This is a genomic window from Wolbachia endosymbiont (group A) of Dendrolimus pini (genome assembly GCF_964026835.1).
GTDB classification, from domain to species: domain Bacteria; phylum Pseudomonadota; class Alphaproteobacteria; order Rickettsiales; family Anaplasmataceae; genus Wolbachia; species Wolbachia pipientis.
Genome location: NZ_OZ034702.1, coordinates 916,084 through 939,411 on the forward strand (window position 1 = coordinate 916,084; position 23,328 = coordinate 939,411).

At 35.3% G+C, this 23,328-nt stretch carries 22 protein-coding genes and 1 tRNA gene; 7 read left to right on the forward strand and 16 right to left on the reverse strand.

Translation table 11 applies throughout. The features are described 5' to 3' along the window. Positions 1–84: 84 nt before the first annotated feature. A complete protein-coding gene (locus AAGD66_RS04555; protein WP_006013840.1) occupies positions 85–252 on the reverse strand; it encodes a twin-arginine translocase TatA/TatE family subunit in 168 nt (55 codons plus the stop codon). A 128-nt stretch (positions 253–380) separates the two neighbouring features. Continuing rightward, the gene (locus AAGD66_RS04560) at positions 381–1,154 is read right to left on the reverse strand and encodes an ABC transporter ATP-binding protein (RefSeq protein WP_006280146.1); all 774 of its coding nucleotides are present in this window, start codon (positions 1,152–1,154) and stop codon (positions 381–383) included. 147 nt (positions 1,155–1,301) lie between these two features. On the opposite strand from AAGD66_RS04560, the gene AAGD66_RS04565 reads away from it, so the two are divergent. Then, positions 1,302–1,378 (forward strand) — tRNA-Arg (locus AAGD66_RS04565). 94 nt (positions 1,379–1,472) lie between these two features. On the opposite strand, the gene uvrC is transcribed toward AAGD66_RS04565, so the two are convergent. From uvrC to def, 10 genes are all read right to left on the reverse strand, one after another. Continuing rightward, entirely contained in the window at positions 1,473–3,290 is a 1,818-nt protein-coding gene (gene uvrC / locus AAGD66_RS04570) for an excinuclease ABC subunit UvrC (RefSeq protein WP_264723722.1), read from the reverse strand. Beyond that, positions 3,274–5,391, reverse strand: coding sequence for a glycine--tRNA ligase subunit beta (glyS, locus tag AAGD66_RS04575; protein WP_264723723.1), 2,118 nt, complete (start codon positions 5,389–5,391; stop codon positions 3,274–3,276). Before glyS ends, uvrC begins: the two co-directional genes overlap by 17 nt. A 3-nt stretch (positions 5,392–5,394) precedes the next feature. Further along, a complete protein-coding gene (locus AAGD66_RS04580; RefSeq protein ID WP_264339262.1) occupies positions 5,395–6,234 on the reverse strand; it encodes a glycine--tRNA ligase subunit alpha in 840 nt (279 codons plus the stop codon). Between the two features lie 44 nt (positions 6,235–6,278). Beyond that, a complete protein-coding gene (locus AAGD66_RS04585) occupies positions 6,279–7,037 on the reverse strand; it encodes a phosphatidylglycerophosphatase (protein WP_264723724.1) in 759 nt (252 codons plus the stop codon). A 146-nt stretch (positions 7,038–7,183) separates the two neighbouring features. Beyond that, positions 7,184–8,179: a porphobilinogen synthase gene (gene hemB / locus AAGD66_RS04590; RefSeq protein WP_264723725.1), complete on the reverse strand. Its 996-nt coding sequence runs from the start codon at positions 8,177–8,179 to the stop codon at positions 7,184–7,186. After that, positions 8,172–9,197 (reverse strand): NADH-quinone oxidoreductase subunit NuoH, encoded by a 1,026-nt coding sequence (nuoH, locus tag AAGD66_RS04595; protein ID WP_015588803.1) that lies wholly within the window; start codon positions 9,195–9,197, stop codon positions 8,172–8,174. Before nuoH ends, hemB begins: the two co-directional genes overlap by 8 nt. Beyond that, positions 9,181–11,229 (reverse strand): NADH-quinone oxidoreductase subunit NuoG, encoded by a 2,049-nt coding sequence (nuoG, locus tag AAGD66_RS04600; RefSeq protein ID WP_265024567.1) that lies wholly within the window; start codon positions 11,227–11,229, stop codon positions 9,181–9,183. The genes nuoH and nuoG overlap by 17 nt, the downstream gene beginning before the upstream one ends. 5 nt (positions 11,230–11,234) lie before the next feature. Beyond that, complete coding sequence (locus AAGD66_RS04605; protein WP_006279675.1) at positions 11,235–11,447, reverse strand: hypothetical protein; 213 nt, start codon at positions 11,445–11,447, stop codon at positions 11,235–11,237. Positions 11,448–12,387: 940 nt separating this feature from the next. After that, on the reverse strand, positions 12,388–13,209 hold the full coding sequence (locus AAGD66_RS04610; RefSeq protein ID WP_264723727.1) for a uracil-DNA glycosylase family protein: 822 nt from the start codon (positions 13,207–13,209) through the stop codon (positions 12,388–12,390). Next, the gene (gene def / locus AAGD66_RS04615) at positions 13,199–13,738 is read right to left on the reverse strand and encodes a peptide deformylase (RefSeq protein ID WP_253309681.1); all 540 of its coding nucleotides are present in this window, start codon (positions 13,736–13,738) and stop codon (positions 13,199–13,201) included. The genes AAGD66_RS04610 and def overlap by 11 nt, the downstream gene beginning before the upstream one ends. 149 nt (positions 13,739–13,887) lie before the next feature. Here def and ftsA point away from each other — a divergent pair, with 149 nt between their 5' ends. Together ftsA and map are read left to right on the forward strand one after the other, a co-directional pair. After that, positions 13,888–15,126, forward strand: coding sequence for a cell division protein FtsA (gene ftsA / locus AAGD66_RS04620; RefSeq protein ID WP_341814429.1), 1,239 nt, complete (start codon positions 13,888–13,890; stop codon positions 15,124–15,126). A gap of 132 nt (positions 15,127–15,258) precedes the next feature. Beyond that, positions 15,259–16,041: a type I methionyl aminopeptidase gene (map, locus tag AAGD66_RS04625; RefSeq protein ID WP_155968820.1), complete on the forward strand. Its 783-nt coding sequence runs from the start codon at positions 15,259–15,261 to the stop codon at positions 16,039–16,041. A gap of 27 nt (positions 16,042–16,068) precedes the next feature. Here map and AAGD66_RS04630 read toward each other — a convergent pair whose 3' ends face one another. Next, positions 16,069–17,316 carry an MFS transporter gene (locus tag AAGD66_RS04630; protein WP_155968822.1) on the reverse strand — a complete coding sequence of 416 codons (1,248 nt, stop codon included), beginning with the start codon at positions 17,314–17,316 and terminating at the stop codon, positions 16,069–16,071. A 218-nt stretch (positions 17,317–17,534) separates the two neighbouring features. Here AAGD66_RS04630 and rsmH point away from each other — a divergent pair, with 218 nt between their 5' ends. Beyond that, complete coding sequence (gene rsmH / locus AAGD66_RS04635) at positions 17,535–18,416, forward strand: 16S rRNA (cytosine(1402)-N(4))-methyltransferase RsmH (protein WP_007548285.1); 882 nt, start codon at positions 17,535–17,537, stop codon at positions 18,414–18,416. Continuing rightward, on the forward strand, positions 18,413–18,724 hold the full coding sequence (locus AAGD66_RS04640; protein WP_007548286.1) for a hypothetical protein: 312 nt from the start codon (positions 18,413–18,415) through the stop codon (positions 18,722–18,724). The genes rsmH and AAGD66_RS04640 overlap by 4 nt, the downstream gene beginning before the upstream one ends. A gap of 301 nt (positions 18,725–19,025) precedes the next feature. Here AAGD66_RS04640 and AAGD66_RS04645 read toward each other — a convergent pair whose 3' ends face one another. Then, a complete protein-coding gene (locus tag AAGD66_RS04645; RefSeq protein ID WP_155968823.1) occupies positions 19,026–19,325 on the reverse strand; it encodes an NADH dehydrogenase ubiquinone Fe-S protein 4 in 300 nt (99 codons plus the stop codon). 145 nt (positions 19,326–19,470) lie between these two features. On the opposite strand from AAGD66_RS04645, the gene AAGD66_RS04650 reads away from it, so the two are divergent. Both AAGD66_RS04650 and pth read left to right on the forward strand, forming a co-directional pair. After that, complete coding sequence (locus AAGD66_RS04650) at positions 19,471–20,082, forward strand: 50S ribosomal protein L25/general stress protein Ctc (RefSeq protein WP_155968825.1); 612 nt, start codon at positions 19,471–19,473, stop codon at positions 20,080–20,082. Then, positions 20,082–20,630, forward strand: coding sequence for an aminoacyl-tRNA hydrolase (gene pth, locus AAGD66_RS04655; RefSeq protein ID WP_155968827.1), 549 nt, complete (start codon positions 20,082–20,084; stop codon positions 20,628–20,630). Before AAGD66_RS04650 ends, pth begins: the two co-directional genes overlap by 1 nt. A gap of 2 nt (positions 20,631–20,632) precedes the next feature. Here pth and AAGD66_RS04660 read toward each other — a convergent pair whose 3' ends face one another. Both AAGD66_RS04660 and ubiH read right to left on the reverse strand, forming a co-directional pair. After that, positions 20,633–21,595, reverse strand: a complete 963-nt coding sequence (locus tag AAGD66_RS04660) for an IS481-like element ISWpi4 family transposase (RefSeq protein WP_012673056.1) — start codon at positions 21,593–21,595, stop codon at positions 20,633–20,635. Between the two features lie 443 nt (positions 21,596–22,038). Beyond that, positions 22,039–23,187: a 2-octaprenyl-6-methoxyphenyl hydroxylase gene (ubiH, locus tag AAGD66_RS04665; RefSeq protein ID WP_213863120.1), complete on the reverse strand. Its 1,149-nt coding sequence runs from the start codon at positions 23,185–23,187 to the stop codon at positions 22,039–22,041. Between the last annotated feature and the right edge of the window lie 141 nt (positions 23,188–23,328).

Sequence of the window (23,328 nt, forward strand, 5' to 3'; positions counted from 1 at the left end):
ACTTCATCTCTTTCATTCTTTAACCTGACTAAGTTTTTAAACAGATGACATGCACTAAGGTGCATGTCACGAAGTATGAGGACGCTAACGATCTGGTTCATTAGACGATAATTTTTCTGAGTCCTTAAGCTCCTGTTTAAGGTTTTTGATGCCTTTTCCTAAATCACCCATAACTTGCGGTAATCTGCCTGCACCAAACAGAACTAAAATTATTATTAAGACTAGAAACAATTGCCATGGTCCTAAACTCATTTTCACCTCCATTTAAAATATTGACCTTTAAATATTAAAACTTGACTGAAGTCAAGTAACACATAGATTATATCACCTTTATTTAATTATAAATCAAGGTTTTTTAATTATTTTATAACAATCCCAAACTAGATTATTTTCTTGCAGCGAATAAGTGGAAACTTTTCGCTTAACTGTAGAGTAGAAGAGAGCTCACTAAAAAACTTTGCTAGCGTATCATCTTTAGGCTTATGGTATATATCGCTAGAAACTCCTGATTGAATAATTTTACCATTTTTCATTACGTAGATAAAATCTGCAACTTTCAATGCTTCTTGCGGGTCATGAGTTACCATTAGCACAGGGATATTTTTACTTCTGAAAAGGGACAATATATGTTGTCTTATTCGGCACTTGAGCAGTATATCTAAATTAGAAAATGGTTCATCTAACAACACAACATCAGGGTTTTGTGCCATCACTCTTGCTATTGCAACTAATTGTTGCTGTCCTCCAGATAAGGCGTTAGGGTACATATTTTCATATTTTTCTATATTGAGTAACTTCAAGATTTCCAATGCAATTAGGTGCTTTTCTCTCTTGGAAGAGCTGCGGATAGCAAAGGTTATATTTTCTACTACTGTTTTATGAGGAAATAATGCAGAATGCTGAAAAATCAATCCGATATTTCTATGCTCTATAGCGACTGATGCCTTATTACTTGCAACTAACCTATCATTTATAAAAATAGTTCCAGATTTTGGATTTTCTATCCCCGCAATTAATTTCAAAATTGTTGACTTGCCACAGCCAGAATGCCCCAATAAACATGCAACATTTCCTTTCTTTACTTTAATGTTTATATTGCTTAAAGCAAAGTCGTTTTGATTGTTATAGAAATAACCAATATTGTTAACTAGCATTAATCTTACTTAAACCATGTTATTAAATATAATAGCATTATACTCAAGAAGTACAGAAATGTTTTTTGTCGTCATAAATTGGTTATGCAAGAAATCTAGAAAAGAAAGGATTTTTTGCTATAACTTTACATGAATGGTAGGAAACACGGGACTATAGCTCAGCAGGATAGAGCGTTGGACTCCTAATCCGAAGGTCGTGCGTTCGAATCGCACTAGTCCCACCACATTAAATTTTATGGAGATTTTTTTTCACAAATACGCACACCTTTTTTTGCGGTTTTAAGATATAAATTCCCTAATAATAAAACGGGTTTTGTGTCATTCCAGTACTCCTCTCTTATAATTCACGTATTTAAGAATGACTTCTGCTAAACCTTTACTAATTCCAGGTACGTTTTGAATTTCAGCCAGAGAAGCTTTGCTTATATTTTTCACTGAACCAAAATAAGACATCAACGCTTTTTTTCTTTTGTTGCCAATGCCGGGTATTTTGCTTAATTGTGAAACTATAAACTGTTTATCGCGTTTTTTTCTATGTGAAGTTATCGCAAAACGGTGGGCTTCATTACGCAGCGATTGTAAGTAAAGCATGACTTTGCTGTCATTTGCCAGACTGAATTCTTCCCTGCCCAGCATATAAAATCTTTCATTTCCTGCGTTACGATCAGGACCTTTTGCCATACAAGCAAAAGGAACGTTTATATTCAATACTTCCAGTACATTCTGTACTATGGAAACATGTCCTGGTCCACCATCAATCAGTAAAAAATCAGGTATTATGCCTTTTATATTGCCGGAGAAACGTCTGGTTAGCACTTCCCTCATCATTTTATAGTCATCGCCTGAAAATTTTTCCTTTATAGTAAATTTTCTGTACTCACTTTTTAAAAAACCCTCCTGCCCTGCAACAACCATTACACCAATTTGTTGGTTTCCAAATATATGGCTATTGTCATAAACCTCAATACGCTTTGGAATGTTTGGTAACAAGAAGATTTTGCTAAGCTCTTCAAGCTTTTCTAGGTTATTTCTATAATCGATAAGCTTCTGCTCTAAGCTATGCTGAGAGTTATCATAAACAAATTTCAATAAATCACGCTCTTTTTTATTCTTTGCATGCAGAACTTTTACTGGCTTTTGAGCAACCTTATATAGTGCTTGTTCTATAATTTCCTTATCCACAATAGAATCTGGAACGTAAATTTGTATTGGAGGTATGTTAGCTGAATTATAAAAATTGACCAAAAAGGTGGATAAAATTTCATCATTTGAGTGATCACCACAGTTCTCGGCAAAGTAAGGAGTGCTGCCGTAGTTGTCTTTATTTCTGAACGATAACACACTAATACATGCTAGATCCTCTTCACGTACAATACTGAAGAAATCTGCATCTTTTTCAAAAGAAAAATCCGTGTGCTGTATTTGAATTTGCTCAAGAAACTTTACCCGATCTCTATATATAGCAGCAAGCTCATAGTTTTCTTCACTGCTGCACTTTCTCATTGTGAAAAGTAACTGTTCTTTCACTTCCTTATTTCTTCCAAGCAATGTATTTCGTGCCTGTTTTACTGATTGGCAGTAGTCGTCTTTTGTGATTTTGTTTATGCATGGTGCTGAGCAGCGCTTAATTTGATACTCAATACATGGTCTTTTTGTTGATGAAAAGTATTGATCTGAACATACTCTCAAGAGAAAAGCTCTTTGCAATGATAATATAGTTTGCTTAACAGCAGCGGCAGATGTAAAGGGACCATAATAATGAAACTCATTTTTCTTAAATTTGCCTCTATATTTTGCTATTCTTGGATAATCGTGCTTGGAAATTGTTATATAAGGATAAAATTTTCCATCCTTGAGCACAATATTATAAAGTGGTTTCAATGATTTTATTAGCTGTGCTTCAAGAAGCAGTGCTTCGATTTCATTCTCAGTGATGAATATTTCAACCTTAATAACCTGTAAGAGCATAACTCTAATTCGTTCAGAAAGGTTTTCGAATTGAAGGTAGTCGGATAACCTTGACTTTAAGTTTTTTGCTTTTCCAACATATAAAACTTTATTCTTATCTCCAACCATCTTATACACGCCACAGGATTGTGGAGATGATTTGATTTGTTCTTTATATTGCCTGAGCATTTATCCATTGTTTAACCTGTATGAGGTTAAAATCTGCTACTAAATGAAAGATGGAAACTACATTTTCAAGCAAAGATAATCTGTTTCTTCTCAGCTTATCAGAATCACAGTTAATCTTTATACTGTCCATAAACTGATTGATAAACGGAGCAAAACCAGCAAGTTCATCAAGTGCTACATTAAAGTGGTTATTTTTTATCGCTTGTTTTATGTTTTTACAAGCAGTTATAGCACAATTTGATAGCGCAATTTCTTCACTTTCAATCAAAAACCTCTTACCGTAAGATGCACTATAAGTAGTGCCATCACTTTTCCTTGCTTTGCTCATCATGTTACTGACTCTTTTGTAAGTGCTTAGAATTTGTTCACCTTCTGGAGTACTAAGATAACGATCCAATATAACAGTTTGCTTTTCTGCTGTCAGCAGATCATTAATATCGATTTTATATAGTATTGAATCTACAACATCTTGCCTTATATCTCTATTTTTTAAAATAACCTTGAATCTTTCTAAGCAAAATCTAAATACTAGTTCTGAAATTTGTTTTCTATTCGGCTTATCAACTGACGCTGTATTTTTATTAAATAGAAGCCTTGAATATAAAGATACTGACTTGTCTATCATTAGCCTAATTGGAACATGCAAATTATTTTCAAGTATTGTCCTAATTATACCAATTGTCATTCTCCGCAAACCAAATTGATCATACGAACCAGAGATTTTCTCACCTGCTGCAATTAAACCAACTAAGCTATCCACTTTGTCTGCAATTGACACAGCAATTGCAGAAGGAGATTTAGGACACTCCTGCTCTGGCCCGATTGGCTTATAATGCTCAGTTATAGCTTCCACTATTTCTCTATCTTCTTGAAAATAAGAAGCATAATATCCACCCATTACTCCTTGTAATTCTGGAAACTCTCTTACTATCGATGTTGCCAAATCAGCTTTTGCCAAATATGCAGCACGTTCAACTTTTATCAGCGAAGCATGTGGAATAAATATAGCTATATACTTTGACAAAGCCGTAATACGCTTCACCTTTTCCCCCACGCTGCCAAGTGAAGCATGAAATAATATTGAACCTAATCTTTTGACATAATAATCTAGATTTTCCTTTTTATCTTGAGATATTAAAAATTGGGCATCAGCAAGACGTGCTTCTAATATTCTTTCGTGTCCTTTAACAACTTCACCATTGTTGACGTTGACAACAGTGACAAAGTGTGAAATTCTCTTTCCATTACTTAAAGCAAGGTATTTTTGTTGTGTATTAACTATACTAAGTATTACTTCCTTCGGTAATCCAAATGACTTTTCTTGATTCACTTCACCAAACAGTACGATTGGCCACTCTATAAGCCCTGTCAATTCATTTAGTAAATAATCATTTTTCTCAAGTTGTAAATTCTGCTCTTTTGTGAATTTATTAATCTGATCTAGTATAAATTGCTTTCTTTTGTCCATTTGGAGAATTACACTGTTTTTTTCTAGCAATTCAAAATAGTCTTTAGGTGTTTTAACAGTAAGCGCCGTACCACTTGAGAGAAATCGATGGCCATATGTTGTGTTAGATGCTGTAATCCCTGCAAAAGATACAGGTATTATTTCATCATTTAAAATGCATAAAATGTTTTTAATTGGCCTAACCCACCTTTCTTTTCCTTTGCCCCATCTCATACTTTTTGGCCAAGAGAAATTTTTTAATATTTCTCCTAGTTGATTTTTAAGAAACTCTTGAATGTTAAATGAGCAGCTTTCTCTTTTAATGAAGTAAAAATCCTCATTATTTACTTTTCGAACGAGCAAATCTTCTTCATTTTTCTGATATTTTCTTAAAAAACCCTCGATAGCACTTTTTGGTGCGTTAATGTTTGGTCCCTTAACTTCGTTATTGGAATCCTTTAGCTCCAAAGCATTTATGTTGTCAACAAATAGAGTAATGCGACGTGCCGTTATAAAAACCTCCATTGATGTAAATTTTACATTATTTTTGTTAAAAACATTGGCAATACAGCTCTTAACTTGAGTTGCAGCTACATTCTGCATTCTCGGTGGTATTTCTTCTGAAAGGCACTCAAATAATAACTGCAACGACATACGCTATTTACTCATGTACAATTCACAACATTTTTTTGTTAGCTCTCTAACTTTACCAATATAAGCTGTACGTTCATTTACACCAAGCACACCTCTTGCATCAAGCAGATTAAGTAGGTGACTAGTTTTAATACATTGGTCATAGGCTGCCATTGGTAGCTCCTTTTCAATAAGGAACTTACACAATTTTTCCGTATCTTCGAATTGCTGCTGTACCACTTTAGTATCATAATAATCTAACGCTAGATAAGAAAATTCATATTCTCTTTGTTTAAAAATATCTCCGTAAGTTACACCGTTATCGTTCCAAATTATATCGTAAACATTATCTACACCTTGTATGCACATTGCTAAACGTTCCAACCCATATGCCACCTCACCAGGAATCATCTTGCAGTCAATCCCTCCAACTTGCTGTATATAAGTAAGCTGTGTTACTTCCATTCCATTGCATGTAACTTCCCAACCAAGTCCTGATGCTCCAACGCTCGGATTTTCCCAATCATCTTCAACAAACTTAATATCATATTTTTCTGTAGATATGCCAAGAACTTTTAAGCTATCTAAATAGACGTCTTGTAAATTATTACCAGATGGCTTTATTATAACTTGATATTGGTGATGTTGATACAGGCGATTAGGATTATCACTATAGCGTCCATCTGCTGGCCTAATTACTGGTTGTAGATATGCAATTTTTGTCGGTTTTGTATCAATTGCAGACATAATTGTTGCGGGATGTAATGTGCCAGCACCAACTTCAGATGTGTATGGGTGAAGTATAACACATCCTTCACTAGCCCAAAAATCTTGCAACTCTTTTATTATACTTTGTAAGTTCACACAAATTGCACACTTTTTATACTAAATATATAAATAAATAAGTACTATTCAATACCTATTTTTTTAACAGTATCATGTAAATAATCACCTAAGACTGCTGAACTTTCTCTCACATACTGAATTATGCTTTTATTTAGGACAATTGCATCATGCATAGTTAAATCGCAGAATATAAATGCTGTTAAATACAGTAAAATCACCGCATAAAATGTGTGAAAAATCCCCTCAAATGTAATTGACATTGCATTATTATAGCTGAGCTGTATTGAACTTATTGGCCATGGTTTTATCGCTTCTACGACATTAAAAAATACGTAAGGTATCATAAGAAAAAAGAAAAAGTGCATAAAATCATTAAACCAAAATGGGCATTGAAACATCTGCTTACATATATTCCCATAGAGTTTACTTACAGCATAATAAATTGACATTATTGCTGGCATTGAAAGTGCTACAGTCAGTACTTGCCCTGACGCTATTTGTATTACTATTTCTTCACCACTGTTTGCTGAAGGGTCTTGAGCATGAAAAATAAATATTCCAATTAATTGCATTACTAACATAACTATTGCCAATTTTGTAAAAACAGCAGCTACAACTATTCCTGAGTCTGGCATTTTATATAGTAAGTATTCGCCTCCATATGTAAGAATTAATATAACATCGACAATAAATAATATTAAAAAAGAAGACCAATAGTTCTGCCAACTTGGTAAATATCCTATTCCTAAAAGAGAGCTTACTGTTTTGGCAGGAAAAACCTTACCTAGCATCTTTCCCAAAAATTTAAAAAAAATCCCCATGTTCTAAGTAACACTTGGTTTATATTATTTATAATACTGTATTGTAACGGACTTATCAACAACTTAAAACATGTATTGAAAGATTTTAGGTAATATGCAGCAACAGTAGAAGAACGTGCGCCAAAAATTTAATAATTTTATAGGGCTTATGCACTTAAATTTTTTGCAATATCAAGTGCAGCGTAAGTGAATATTGCACTTGCACCCGCACGTTTGAAACCAATCAAAGATTCATAAATCACCTTGTCATAATCCAGCCAGCTATTATTTGCAGCAGCTTTTATCATTGCGTACTCACCGCTTACTTGGTAAGCAAAAATCGGAAAATTAAACTTATCACTTGCTGTTTTGATAATATCCAAATATGGCATACCTGGTTTAATCATAATAAAATCTGCACCTTCATTTATATCCATTTCAATTTCGCACATTGCTTCGCGCGCATTTTTATAATCCATTTGATAACCACTTTTGTCTATAGAATGTGATAGCCCACATGAACCAACGACTTGCCTGAATGGAGCATAGAAGCTAGAGCAGTATTTTACTGCATAAGATAATATTAATACGTCTTGAAAATTGTTATCATCTAATGATTTTCTGATTCTTCCTATTCTACCATCCATCATATCAGAAGGAGCAACTACATCACATCCTGATGCTGCTAAAGCAAGTGCTTGCTTACATAATATCGACACGGTTTCATCGTTTTCTACATCCATCTGATTATCTTTTAAAATGCCGTCATGGCCGTGAATAGTGTATGGATCCAATGCAATGTCTGCAATAATACCAATTTCAGGTACCTTTAATTTTACAGCACAAATTGCTCTGCAGATTAAGTTGTCAGAATTATATGCTTCCTCAGCGTTTTCAGATTTTAGTTTACTATCAACTACAGGAAAAATTGCAACAGCATTAATTCCTAAATCTTTAGCTTCCTTAACTATAGACACTAATCCATCTATTGAATAACACTTTACATCTGGTAAGCCAGAAATTGGTTCAGTTGTTTCTTCTCTGTCATGAACAAACAGAGGAAGAACCAGATCGTTTACTGATAAACTATTTTCACTTGTTAAATTGCGAACCCATTTGCTCGAGCGCCTGCGTCTTAATCTTGTATTTGGGAAATTAAACATTGGATCCAGGCAAATTCCCAGTAAAGAGCAACACCCCTGAAATGAGTATTACCCAAAGCACCGATATTGGTAGAAATACTTTCCAACCAAGGCGCATTAGCTGATCATATCGATAACGAGGTATTGTTGCTCTAATCCAAATAAATACGAATAAAAGTATAATTATCTTCAAAACGAACCAAATTAAACCTGGAATTTTATAAAGCAAACCAAGTTCTAACGGAGGATACCATCCTCCTAGAAAGAATATCGTCATCATAGCACTTGCTAGAATCATATTTGCATATTCTCCAAGAAAAAAGAGGGCAAAAGGCATGGATGAATATTCAACGTTATATCCAGAGACTAGCTCTGCTTCAGCTTCTGGTAAATCAAATGGGTGACGATTAGTTTCTGCAAGCAAAGAAATAAAAAATATTATTCCTATAGGCATTAGTAGTAAATCAACCCAAAATGGCATATTGTGTTTCGCTACCACCATCTCTCCAAGATTTAATGTTCCAGTGGTAATAACGACTGCAGCAACTATTAAGCCTATTGAAACTTCATATGAAATCATCTGAGCAGCCGACCGTATAGCACCAAGAAATGCATAATTAGAATTGCTTGACCAGCCTGCAATAATTACGCCGTATACTCCCAGCGACGATATAGCTAGCACGTAAAGCACTCCAACATTAATATTTGCTATAACCTTAGGAATAACTACTTGCTGGCCATTTTCTACAATTACTTCAGCACCAAACGGTATAACTGCCCAGGCAATTAATGCCAAGATAAAGGTAAGCATTGGAGCCATAATGAACAGTATGGTGCTCGCTCTAAATGGTATTATCGGCTCTTTAATCAGTAGCTTAATAGCATCTGCAAATGGCTGCAATAGCCCAAAAGGTCCAACTACACTCGGGCCGTGCCTCAGTTGAATTGCAGCAAGGACCTTACGCTCAAAGTATGTCAAATATGCAACTGAAAGTAGTAGCGGTACTAAAATAAATAAAATATTAACTAGCGTGTTCATAAAAAGCTTTAGTACAATCTGCCATTATTTTTGAAGCGCGACTTATTGAATCCGTCATATAAAAATTACACTCCTTTAAAGTAAAAGGTGTATTACTTAAGCTTATCTCACCATTGCTAATTGGCACCCATGTGTTTTTTACCACTTGATCAGCATTTCTAAACTGTGGACCGATAGTATCTAATTTTTTTCTCACGTCAAATAAACTATCATATGGTAAGGAGAGATCCAAATATTGCGAGAGATTTTTAATAATTAACCAATCCTCCTTTGCTTCACCTGGAGGAAATACAGCTAAATTTGTTCTTTGCACTCGACCTTCAGTGTTTACATAAGTTGCATATTTTTCTGTATATGCAGCACCAGGCAAGATAACATCTGCCACATGTGCACCCTTATCACCGTGATGACCTTGATAAATTACAAATGTGTTTTCTAACTTTGATGTGTCAATTTCATCTGCACCAAGAAGATAAACAACTTCTATTTCACCACTTTCTGCATGTTCCAATATTTGATTAATATCCCTTTCGCCTTTTTTAGGAACAAACCCAATATCTAGCCCACCAACTCTTGCTGCAGCTTTATGCAGCACATTAAAGCCATTCCAGTCATCTCTTACCATATTAAATTTTTCTGCAATTTTGCCAGCTAGAGCTAAAACTGATTCAGAATCATCTCTTATTAATGCATCTTGACCGATAATCAGCATAGGGTTTTGAGCAGCTACCAGCAGCTCACAGAACTTATGATTTCCATTTGCCATTTCACTCAAAATATCAGGATTATCGCCCAATTTCTCAACATGATACAAATATTCAATGTTAGGACCAACACTTGCAACAGGAAAGTTGCCCTGTAAATATCTCTTTCTCAATCTTACGTTAATGATCGGTGCTTCTATCCTTGGGTTTGTATTTATAAGCAGACACAAATCCGCATTCTCTATACCTTCAATAGTGGTATTGAACACATACGATCCACGATTATTTGGTATAAGTTTTGCACCATCCTGCCTGCAATCTATATTTCCCGAGCCGAGCTTCTGCATCATTTCTTTAAGTAGAAGCATAGACTCACAATCTGCTAAATCACCTGCAATTGCAGCTATTTTATTTGATTTTGTATTCTTTAATTTCTTTGCAGCAACAGTTAATGCCTCATTCCAATCAACTGGGGCTAATTTACCATCTTTTTTTATATAAGGTCGATCAAGACGCTGAACTTTTAGTCCATCATAGGCAAAGCGGGTTTTATCTGATATCCATTCTTCATTTACCTCTTCGCTCAGCCTTGGTAATATCCTCATAACCTCCGGGCCACGATAATCAACTCTAATTGCGCTACCCACAGCATCTAGCACATCTATAGTCTCACAATGTGATAGCTCCCATGGACGCGCTGTAAAGGAGTAAGGCTTTGAAGTTAAAGCTCCTACCGGGCAGAGATCTATGATATTTCCAGATAATTCAGAACTAATATGCCTTTTTATGTAAGTGCTAATCTCTACATTTTCTCCCCTTCCGATTCCTCCAAGTTCATTTGTACCTGCAACATCAGACAAAAATCTAACACACCGAGTGCAATGAATGCATCGATTCATCGCAGTCTCAATCAGTGGTCCGAAGTGTTTTTTTGGCACAGCCCTCTTATGCTCATCAAGTCTGCTGGTTCCTTTCCCATAAGCCATCGTGATATCTTGCAAATCGCATTCACCACCTTGATCGCAAATTGGGCAATCAAGCGGGTGGTTAATTAGCAAAAACTCAAGCACACCTTCACGTGCTTTTTTAACCTTAGGGGTATCAGTGTGAATAACCATCCCTTCTGCAACTGGCATTGCACAAGAGGCTACTGGTTTTGGAGGTCCACCCTCCACTTCAACCAAACACATTCTGCAATTACCAGCAATTGCTAAACGCTCATGATAACAAAAACGTGGAATTTCAACGCCCACGACTTCACAAGCTTGAATTATAGTGAGCCCATGCTCTACTTCACATTCCTTAGAATTAATAGTAACTTTAACCACAACTATTATACAGCTTCCCACTTTATAGGATTGCCGCTTACCTCATCTTCAACCAGATTGCCGTTGTCATATTGAGCAGACATATAATTCATGCGCGAATCACGATCTATATATCTAACAGGTTTTACCGGTTTATCTTTATACATTTTTTGCTCAGCTTTCTTACGCTGAGTAGGGTTATTTTTACTAGCTGTCTTTGCTTTCCCACCTGCTGCCATATAAACTCCTAAAAACTTTTCATTCTATTTTAACACTTAAGTATATAGCGTCAATATTTAATAACTTTAAAATTTCAATAGATCTCTTATTATAATCATTTTACAATCATTGTTTAAATAAAAAGTTACCCCTTGATGCCATTCCAGCGCATGACGCACAGCTGTACGAACATTGCAACTTGCAGGCAATTTGCGTGGCAGATTCAAGTAGCTGACACTGGTTTCCATCCAAGACAGCAGTAGCCCTTTCGGTGTTATTTCAGTGCTTGACACTGAAATCCAGGTTTTGATTGGATACTGAGTTGGTAAGCATAAAAGTGTAGCTAACGCGAGCTCTACGTCATACCGCGATTTATTCGCGGTATCTCAAAGCATAGATCCCGCTAACACGTAGCGGGATGACGGTTGTCGTTTAGCTACAAACGTTAAGAAATTTACCAAATGAAAAAAAAGGCAAAAGAAGCCCTGGGGTTATTATCCGCTTTAAAATATTGGCGTTTTTTATGTTTTAAACGCTTGACAAGCAAGATTAAGCTGCTTTTAATTGCAACTAACTTACGCTGCAAATGTTTAAGAAATTTACTAAGCAGAAAAAAAGACAAAGAATCCCCGAGTTAGCTAGTCTTTTACTATCTCTGTCGAGTATTGGCATTTTTTGATGTCTTGTAACGCTTTATAAGCGCGTTCAGCTTATTTAGATAAAAATCTAGATGTAGATGAAGTTTTGTAAAGACATACAGTATCTATATACTGCAAAAAATTGAACATAAGAGGCCGATACATTAAGTAATCCTTACCTTTTAATCTGCAGATTGGCGAAAGCAAATACAATAGCTTCACTATCATGATAAGGGCGCTGGCGAAGGGTGTCAAGTAAGTTTTTCGTTTCTAACGATTGTTAACATGCTGCAAAAAACTATGCAAGAGGTCTACCACTTTATTAGGTATTTGTGCAGTTATTGGTGTTATCAAGATACTCCCTAATCTTCTTCAAATCCTCCCAGGCTAAACGTTTTTGTGCCGGTTGGCGAAGTAGGTAAGCTGGATGAAATATAGCGGCTGTGGTGATTGAATTGGACAAATATTGGTTAGTGTACGTATGAAATCTGCCACGCAAATTCGATATAGTTTTTGTGCTGTCAAGAAGGCTATAACATGCGATTCCCCCGACCAAAATTAAAATTTGTGGTGAAACTAGTGCAACGTGTTTTTCGACAAATGGTCTGCACATATCAAGCTCTAGGTCGGTTGGCTTTCTATTGCCAGGTGGACGCCAAAATACAGTATTGCTTATGTATACCTTAGTGCGATCAAGATTGATTGCATTTAACATTTTATCGAGCAACATTCCACTTGCACCACAAAATGGTATGCCTTGAAGGTCTTCATTTGCTCCTGGAGCTTCACCAACGAGCATAATTTTTGCATTTGGATTACCATCGGAAAAGACAGTATTAGTTGCAGTTTTTTTTATCTCACAACCTTCAAATGATTCAACTGCACTTCTTAATTCATCCACACTACCACATTTACCTGCAAGTTTCCTTGCTTCAATTATCCAATCACTTGGAAACATGTCTTTTCCATCTTTAGTGTCATTCCAGCGCATACCTGCATCTTTCTTCTTGGTCCCAGTTTGGATAACAGAGGGTTGTACACTCTCTTTGCTCTCCAATTTTTTTTCCTCTTCACCCTCCATTAGTGTGCAATCAACGCCCACTTCATGGTAAAATTTTAATAATTCTAGGTCTTCATTGCTCATAATGCTTTTTAACCTTTTGTGCTTTTTTCATGGCCATATCATACTTTAATTTAGATAAATGTCTAATATATAATATGCCATTTAAGTGATCTAGCTCATGCTGAATACACCTTGCGAGCCAGCCGCAAGCTTTTAGCGTCTGTTCCTCATTATTTAAATCCTTATATTTCACAGTCAAATATTTTGGACGCTTAATTTCATAGCTTTGCTCTGGAATTGAAAGGCACCCTTCTTTGAGAATTACTTGTTCATCGGATAATTCCGTAATTTCAGGGTTAATCATGTAAAATTTGCCAGTCGATTCATACCCTACTGGCTCGTCTTCAGCTCGAGAGAGCTGAATGTCCATAACAAAAACTCTCCTCAGCACTCCAACTTGCACTGCAGCAAGGCCAAGACCTTCTGCATCGTACACAGTTTCGAACATGTCGTTTACTAATTCTTTAATTTTATCGTTTATATCTGTTACTTCACTGGCACGTGTGATTAGTCTTTCATCAGGGGCAATTACAATTGGTAATATGGACATAAAATGGACATAAAAATTATAATTCTATGTTTTGCTTTTCCTTTTGTCCAGAATTTAGTGTATATTAAAATGTTGCTATATCTATAATAGAAATATAAATTATTAAAGAAAGCTACAATTTAAATGAAATTGCGTAATAAGGTTAACTAATGTACTCTGCAGTAATAGCAAAACCAAAGAGAAACGTTTTTGCTGTTTTAGACATAGGTACAACAAAGATTATTTGTCTAATCGTTAAGATAAATGGCAACTTCAGCTATAAAGTAACAGGAACGGGTTATAAGATTGCAGAAGGTGTAAACGGTGGGTCGATAACTAATGTAAAACACGCAAATTACTCCATCTCATCAACTATAGGTTTAGCTGAGCAAGTGTCAGAGGAAACTATAGACCAGATATATGTGAGCATTGCTGGATGTGGCATCTCATCTTTCAAAGTACATAATGAAATTATTGCAGCTAATCATGAAATTTCTGACCGGGATATAAAACGTGTAGTTTTTCAGACGTTTGAGAAATATATTGAAGAAAATGTTATCATTCACAATATACCACTGAAATATCACTTAGATGACATGACTGACATAAAAGAAGTTGGTGGATTGTACGGAAAAAGACTATCTGCTGATGTTAATGTTGTCACTGCTTCGCGTCCAGCGCTTACCAATATTGAAAACTGTATTACCAATAATGGTGGATTAAATATGGCAGGTTGTATTGCTTCTGCATATTCTGCAGGTCTTGCGTGTCTCAGTGAAGATGAAAAAGAGCTCGGGACTGCTATTGTTGATATAGGCGGTGGGTGCACTGCAATTGGAATTTTCAAAAGAGGGAAACTTGTGTATGCAAGCAGCGTTCCAATTGGTGGCGTTCATATCACTCGAGATATTGCTTACGGGCTATGCACAAGCATAGAACGTGCAGAGTATATAAAAATACTGTATGGTAGCACTATCGTAACTTCAATAGATGAGAATGAGTACATTACAATGCAAAACAACGAAAATGATGAACCTACTCAAGTATTCAAATCTGAGCTTATTAACATCATAAGACCAAGAGTTGAAGAAATACTTGAAATGGTAAGAGAGCTATTTCAAGAGCAGAAAGATCCAATTAATAAAGTAGTGATCACAGGTGGAACTAGTCAACTCACAAGCATGAAGGAAATTGCAGGCTATATATTCAATAAGCAAGTTCGAATTGGGTGCCCTGAGTCTTGTAGCGGTCTTGATGGCGAATATGATAAAAATCCTGTATTTTCTGCTGCTATAGGCTCTATAAAGCTAATAGTTGACACTTTTTATAAAAATAATTCTGGTATTTTAGGTCAGGATGGTAAAATGAGTAAATTGTATAATTGGGTTAAATCAAAAGTTACAGTCTAGATTTCTGTTTTACCACCTTTCATACAAATGACTTGACACTAGGATCCATAGGACTTATTTTTATAATATGTAAAATTATTATGTTTATGTACTTGCGAGTAAGCGTACCAATTACAATAAGACATGGAAAATATGAACATAACTATACACTCACAAGAAGATTTTGAATTTATGCGCAAGGCTGGCAGGCTTGCTGCTGAAACTCTTGATTTCATTGCACCGTACGTAAAGGTAGGGGTGACAACTAATGAGTTAAATGATCTATGTCATGATTTTATAATTAATGCAGGTGCAATTCCAGCACCACTAAACTATAGGGGGTATCCAAAATCGATTTGCACTTCAAAAAATGCAGTTGTGTGCCATGGTGTTCCCGATAATAAACCACTTAAAGATGGAGATATTTTAAATATTGATGTCACGGTGATTTTAAATGGCTGGCATGGTGATACAAGTCGCATGTTTTGGGTTGGCAAGCCATCAATAAAAGCAAAACGCTTGTGTGACGCTACTTATCATGCATTGATGGAAGCAATCAAACAAGTTAAGCCCGGCAATAAGTTAAATGAAATAGGGCTTGCTATAGAGAAATATATTAGAGATTTTGGATATTCTATCGTACGCAGCTACTGCGGACATGGTATAGGAAAAGTCTTTCATGCTCCACCAAATGTAGTGCATTTCTATGATCAAGATGAAAATCTCGTCTTGAAGGAAGGTATGTTTTTTACAATAGAGCCAATGATTAATGCTGGAAAACATGAGACTCTGCTCAGTAAACTCGATGACTGGACAGTAACAACACGCGATCTTTCACTTTCTGCTCAATTTGAGCATACGATTGGAGTAACAAAAGATGGTGCTGAAATATTCACATTATCACCTAAGAATTGGCATTTCCCACCTTATAATTAGATTTTTTTAAATTCTGCTATACTGCAACTATACTTGGTTTACTTTGGGTAATTTTGAAGAAAGCTCACCCTTAATTTGCGATATAGCAACTAGCCCAATTAATGCACAGAAAATCATGTAAAAACTAGCTGAAGTCTCTTGTCCTGTAACCTTGATAATTGTTGTGCATATAAATGGTGCAAGGCCGCCAAAAAATCCAGCAGCTATATTTCTTGATAAACCAAATCCACTGTACCGAACCTTTGTTGGAAATAATTCGCACATAAGTGCACTGACAGGACCAAGCGATGCAGCTATTGGAATTATAAAAAGAATGTGTGCCAGCAAGTAATTGCCACTACATAACATTGAAAAAACTGGATAACTCACTATTACAAAAGCTATAAATGCAAATTTCATAACTTTTTCTCTTCCTACCTTATCAGAAAGTATTGCAAACAATATTGTCAATCCTCCGAGCGCAATTTGACTCAGTATTTCCACTATATGATTAAAATGAGTATTTACTGTTAATATTTTATTCGTAAGCACATTGAAAAATACCAAATATATATAGAGAGACGCATTTTCAACCAAGTCAATACCTATTGATATTAGAACAGGCTTTTTGTAATTGTTTAATAACTCTTTTAGTGGCAATTTAGACGGATTTTTTTGTCTTTTATACTCTGGGCTTTCATCAAGTATATATCTCATATATATGCTAATTAATCCCATTGCTAAACTGAAAATGAAAGGTAATCTCCACCCCCAAGATTCAAAATCAGATACTTTTTTGCATATGAGTACCGCTATCAAGCTTAATACTGAACCAAAAATTGCGCTTAATACTTCAATGCTGCCAAAAAATCCTTTTTTGTTTTTAGGAGCATGTTCTATTAAAAATGGTGCATTTCCTGCTTCTCCTCCAAGAGATATACCCTGCAATAATCTTAAACACACTACCAGCATTGACGCTAGTATTCCAATGCTTTGATAACCTGGAACAAAAGCAATTAATACGGTTGATAAAGTCATTAATATAATCGAGAGCAATAAGGCAACTCTTCTGCCATGTTTATCACCAATGTGACCAAATATAGCAGCACCGACTGGTCTCATTAAGAAACCCACTGCAAACATTCCAAAAGCCTTCAATACGCTGGTTAGTTGATCATCCGATGGAAAAAACACACCACCTATTATGTTTATTAAGTGGCCAAAAAGCATGTGGTCATACCACAATAAAGTGTTACAAATCAAACTTGAAAATATTACTTTTGTTATTTGCTGCATAATTTCCCTATAGCCTGTTTGATCTTATATATAAAAAAAAATGTGAACGTTATGTGAATATTATATTAACAATATTAAACCTTGATTTTAATATTATTGCTCATATATTCCGATAAGATACCATATTTTGGCAAGAAAATCTATGTACATAAATAAAATTGATGTGAAGAGTAGAGTAGAGTAGGATATCTACACCAACTGTACTTAAATTTTTTGATATGACACACACTCCAGTTTTGTTAAAAGAGATGCTATCACTACTATCACCGCAGGATGGTGGCATATACGTGGACGCCACATTTGGAGCTGGAGGGTATAGCAAAGCAATATTGGAGTCAGCTGATTGCAAAGTATATGCAATTGATAGAGATGAAACGGTAACTAAGTTTTATGATGATTTAAGCGTTAGATATCCAGATAGAATAAAACTATTCATTGAGAAGTTTAGTAATATTAAAAATTTATTAGATAGCAACAATATTGAAGGTATCGATGGAATAGTTTTTGACATCGGAGTTTCATCTATGCAGCTTGATAACGGGGATAGAGGGTTCTCATTTTTACATGATGGTCCACTCGATATGAGTATGGATAACTCTTCTTATATAAACGCTTCAACGTTTGTTAACGCTTTACGCGAAGAAGAAATCGCAAATACTATATATAACTACGGAGGCGAACGTCATTCTCGCAAAATCGCAAGAGCAATAGTAAATGCACGGAAGAAGAAAACTATCAAAACTACATTTGAGCTTGCGGATATTGTACGTTCCGTGGTATTTCGTGGAAAAAGCAAAATTGATCCTGCAACCAGAACATTTCAGGCAATCAGAATATGGGTAAACGATGAGCTGGGAGAACTTGAAAAGGGCATTAAAGCTGCATCTGAGATTTTAAGTGAGAATGGCAAATTAATTGTCGTCACCTTTCATTCCTTAGAAGATCGTATAGTCAAAACTTTTTTTAAAGATTTATGTGCTACTGATTGCAAGACATTCTCTCTTCTAAATAAAAAAGTGATCGAAGCAAGTATAGAAGAAGTAAGTGCAAATCCGCGTTCACGCTCAGCAAAACTAAGAGCTATACAGAGGTTGTCATGAGAACTTTCTGCATCATCTCAATAGTTATGTTTTTTCTTAGCATTGTAGGACTATTTAAGGTAAAATTACATGTTCAGTCATTAAATAGAGAGCTAATAAAAATAAAAAGTGAAATTAATTTAGTGCAAAGTGATATAAAAGTTTTACAAGCAGAATGGAGCTATTTGAATAATCCAAAAAGGCTTGCAAGCCTTGTAAAGAAATACCTGAAAAATAACTCTTTAATACTGGCTAGCCAGGTTAAAAATCTTGACTCTTTAAATGGCCGCAGCGTGCTAGCACAACTTAAAATCCATGATCAACAGTGAGATTAAGTCTTATTTTTTACAGATGAGCACATCACAATAAAACTTACTTTGTATCCGTTCAGGATAGCGGCAAGGTAGTATAACCATAGAGTAAAAGTGAGTTTACAACAAATGGTGTCATCCCAGTGCTTGACACTGGGATCCAGCCTTTCCATAATCATCAAAAACATTGTATTTTAACGTAAAACAGCTATTTTTATGCTTACCAACTTAATAAAATTCCTGGATCCCAGTGTCTGGGCACTGGGATAACAAAGGAGAGCAGTGTCAGCTACTTGCATAACACCATTTGTTGTGCAACTTACTTTAGTATGAAATTGCTTGCGTAAGATTTTGGCAGCCTCTTAACATTTTTTGGCATTTCAATTACGTATTTAACGTTGCGTTTTTTTGCGTAGAATACTGCTTTTTCAAGAGAGTCAAACTTTAATACAATCTGTTTTTTTGGATCTTTTGAGCCAACCCACCCCATCAAAGGTTCAATGTAGTAAGAACCAGATTCAATTTTTAGGTGCCAGAAATTTGTATTACCTAAACCAGATTGTGTTGCAGTTCTTGTTGGTCTATAAATCCTAAAAACTACTTTATCGTCAATGCCCATAGTTCTTGTTAAATAAGCTTAAATATATATCCAAATAAATCCTTTCACAAACAATTAGTATGAAAGAATGAAGTTTGAAATAAATATTTTTATGTTATATTATTATTAAATTATATTAAAAGGATTAGCTAAACAGGAGTAACCGATGACGCAACAGGAAATAGTAACAATTAATGCAGAGTTACGTGATATAACAAAAACAAAAGCGATGCATTCTCTAAGGAAGAAAGGAAACATCCCTGGAATCATATATGGAAAGGGCCATAATAATGTAAATTTGACATTGTCTGCAAAGGAATTCACGAAGCAATATAAATCAGGTTCTCTTTCTGCACATTTGATAGAGCTGAATATTTCGGGCAAAAAGGAATATGCTCTTGTTCGCGATATCCAATTGCATGTAGTAAAGGATACTGTGCAACATGTTGATTTTCAATTTGTTGATAAAGGCAGCGAAATTAAAATAGACATACCTCTATCATTTGTGAATGAAAGTAAAGCTCCAGGGATCAAGTTAGGTGGAGTGCTTAATGTTTTGTGTCGTTCTATTGCTGTTAAATGCTCTCCTGATAAAATACCTCAGGTTATAGAAGTTGATTTATCCGGCAAAATGATTGGCCAATCTATACATATCAATGATGTAAAATTACCAGAAGGTGTTAAGTTTGTAGCTCATGAAGAAGAAAATTTTACCATTGTTACAATTTCTGCTGCCGATAGTGACGTTGAAGAACCTCAAGCAGAAACAGAGGAATAGTGCACCTGATAGTTGGGCTTGGTAATCCTGGCAGTCAATATGAGCTAACTCATCATAATATCGGCTTCATCACCGTTGATGCAATCTGCAAATATTGGAATTTCCAGTCGTTCTCTAAAAAAGCCGATTATCTAATAACCTCTGGCATAATTAATGATAATAAAATCATGTTAATAAAGCCTTATTCATTTATGAATAATTCAGGCATTTCTGTTGCAAAAATACGAAACTTTTACAAATTATCGCTAGATAATATCGTTGTCATACACGATGACGCTGATTTGGAACTTGGAAGAATAAAAGTAAAGAAAGGTGGTAGTTCTGCTGGACATAATGGACTTAAATCCATAGATAGTTTTATTGGCAACGATTATTGGCGCTTGAGATTTGGAGTGGGTAGACCTGAAGATCAAAGAAGCTTAGCAGATTATGTGTTATCAAAATTTTCAAATTTTGATAATGTTACTCCCTTAGTGGAAAAAATAGCAAAAAATATACACTTAATGCTGCAAGGAGATAATACAGCTTTTATCAATTTGATTGTATAATATTACGAAACACAGGGAGTGTATGGTCCCAGAGTGTGATGGTGTGGATTTAGTATGAACAATTCAGGAGATTTTGTCCACTGTAAAGATATAAACTCAAAAGGTGTAAGACCCTTAAGAGTTTTGAGTCTTTTAGCATAATTGTAGGCCATAACAAAGTCATAAAGATGCTCTTTGAGTTGCTGGTGAGACTGATAGTAATACTTCTTAACAGTGGCATTCTTTAAAGTTTTGTTCATACGCTCAACTTGCCCATTTGTCCAAGGATGGCTAACTTTTGTTAGACGGTGTTCAATGTCATTTTCTTCACAAGCTCTATCAAATATATGTTGAAAAGCGTATTTATGGCGTTTTTGGTTGGTAAATTGTACACTGTTATCTGTCAAAATAGTGTGGATTTTATATGGTAAAATTTTAATCAAATTACGTAGAAACTCAGCAGCTATAGGTTTTGTAGCACTTTTATGCAACTCAACATACGTAAATTTGGATGTTCTATCTATTGCAACAAACAAATATAACTTTCCTTCTTCTGTTCTGACTTCTGCAATATCAATATGGAAATAGCCTATAGGATATTGTTTGAATTTCTTTTTTGGTTTAACTTCGCCATCAACATCTGGTAGTCTGCTAATGCTGTGCCTCTGTAAGCAACGATGTAGACTAGAGCGAGTCAAGTGTGGGATTGAGGTTTGCAAAGCGTAGAGACAATCATCTAATGGCAATAGAGTATGCTTACGAAATGCAACAATTACAGCCTCCTCTTCTAAAGTTAAAACAGTTGATCTTGCATGCTTCGGACCCATATCAGCGTCTTTGGCAAAAGACCGTTTTCTCCATTTAATGATAGTTTTTGGATTAAGGTTATAGTACCTGGAGAGTTTTGCTATGCTCTCTTTACTATTTTGTATTGCTCTACGAATTGTCTCTGTTGTTTTGGCGCACCCATGTAATATTTGTCCCATAATTCCTCCTTTGATGGTATTGTTTTCTCATATTTTATCATACCATCACACTCTGGGACCATACATCCCCCCCTCCCCCCCCTAATTCCTATATCAAACCTTTCTTTACTAGATTATATAGTCAATATAAAAAGCCATATAAAATTGCTTCCACTGCTGCCATGAGGAAATTGCTTATTCTTGCTAACTCTTTAGTCAGAGATGACAGGGTTTTTACTGAGGAATATAACTCTCTGTCTGTTTCTATCTAAGAGCCAGTATAGCTGTGGATAAGCACGTTTATACAGATAAAAGTACTTATCCACAGCTACATCAATTTTTCTATTGACTTTTAACACAACTGCTAAACAGATACATTCGTCATCCCGCTACGTGTTAGCGGCCAAGATACCGCGGCGGTATGACGTGGGAAACCTGACTTGCATTAACTATAAAATAGTGATTTATATAAATCCCATAGCATGCCGAATGAAGCGTTTTTTGAGGAAATTTGAATTTTCAACTGCAATCAAGCCAAGATTTCTTAGTGCTTTAGCGCAGAATATTCTGTTGGAAAACATCCTATTTAATCCATCAGTTGCAAGCGCCATTGTAAAATTATCAAAGTATCTGTTACGTGAAATTTTCTTTAATAAATAACTACTGCCAACATCAGTACCAGCCGCTTTTGCAGCAACTACGTGCTTTATAACACTTTCTACATCTCTAATTCCAAGATTAAGCCCTTGACCTGCAACTGGATGAATTGAATGTGCTGCATCGCCGATAAGCAAAACTCTACCCTTATATAACTTTTTTGCGAAAGCAAAACTTAAAGGATAAAGTTTTCTTTCACCCTCTAATTTTATCTCTCCTAAATAAGAACCAAATCTTTTTTTAAGCTCTATAATAAATTCTTCTTCAGACAGATCCATTAGCATTTTTGAAATTTCAGATTTTTCTGTCCAAACTATCGAAGAAGTATAGCCACCCTTCATCGGTAGAATTGCAAATGGACCGCCAGGGAAAAAACGCTCCACAGCTAAGTTTTGGTGATGCAGTTCATGCTTTACATTAAATACTATGCTACTTTGTTTATAGTCAAATTTCACTGTCGGTATAGAAAATAACTCTGGTAATTTAGAGTTTTTGCCTTCAGCGCAGATAAGTAGCGATGATATTAATTCCTGGTTATTATCAAGAATCACTTCCACATATCCTGAATCACAAGCAATTGTTTTATAGGAATGTGGAGAGTATATATTCAGTTTATTTAGAAAATTATTGTTGATTGCATTCCATATAGTAGCATTGTTGATAACATAACCCATTGGCTCTTCGCTAACCATTTTATGATTGTAATGCACAGTAACCGCATCTAATATGCATATATCAAGTATTGGCTCAGCTTCACTTTCCACAAACTGCCAAATCCCTAACTTTTCCAATATTTTTTTCGAGCCTTGAGAAATAGCAAATGCTCGATTATCATCTACTACACGTGGTAGACTATTTTTTTCAATCACAGCTACAGACACAGAGTCACAACTGAGGCCAATGGCAGTAATAAGACCAAGTAACCCACCACCTGAAATGATTACATCATAATTCATTTTATTTACGCTAATTGTAAAATTATATTTTATCTGTTTTGAAAATAGTTTAAACAAACTTTATATATAAATTAAATTTTTTAGATCCCAGTGTCAGCTACTTGGATGACATCTAAAGACACTCCACCTTGTCATTCCAGC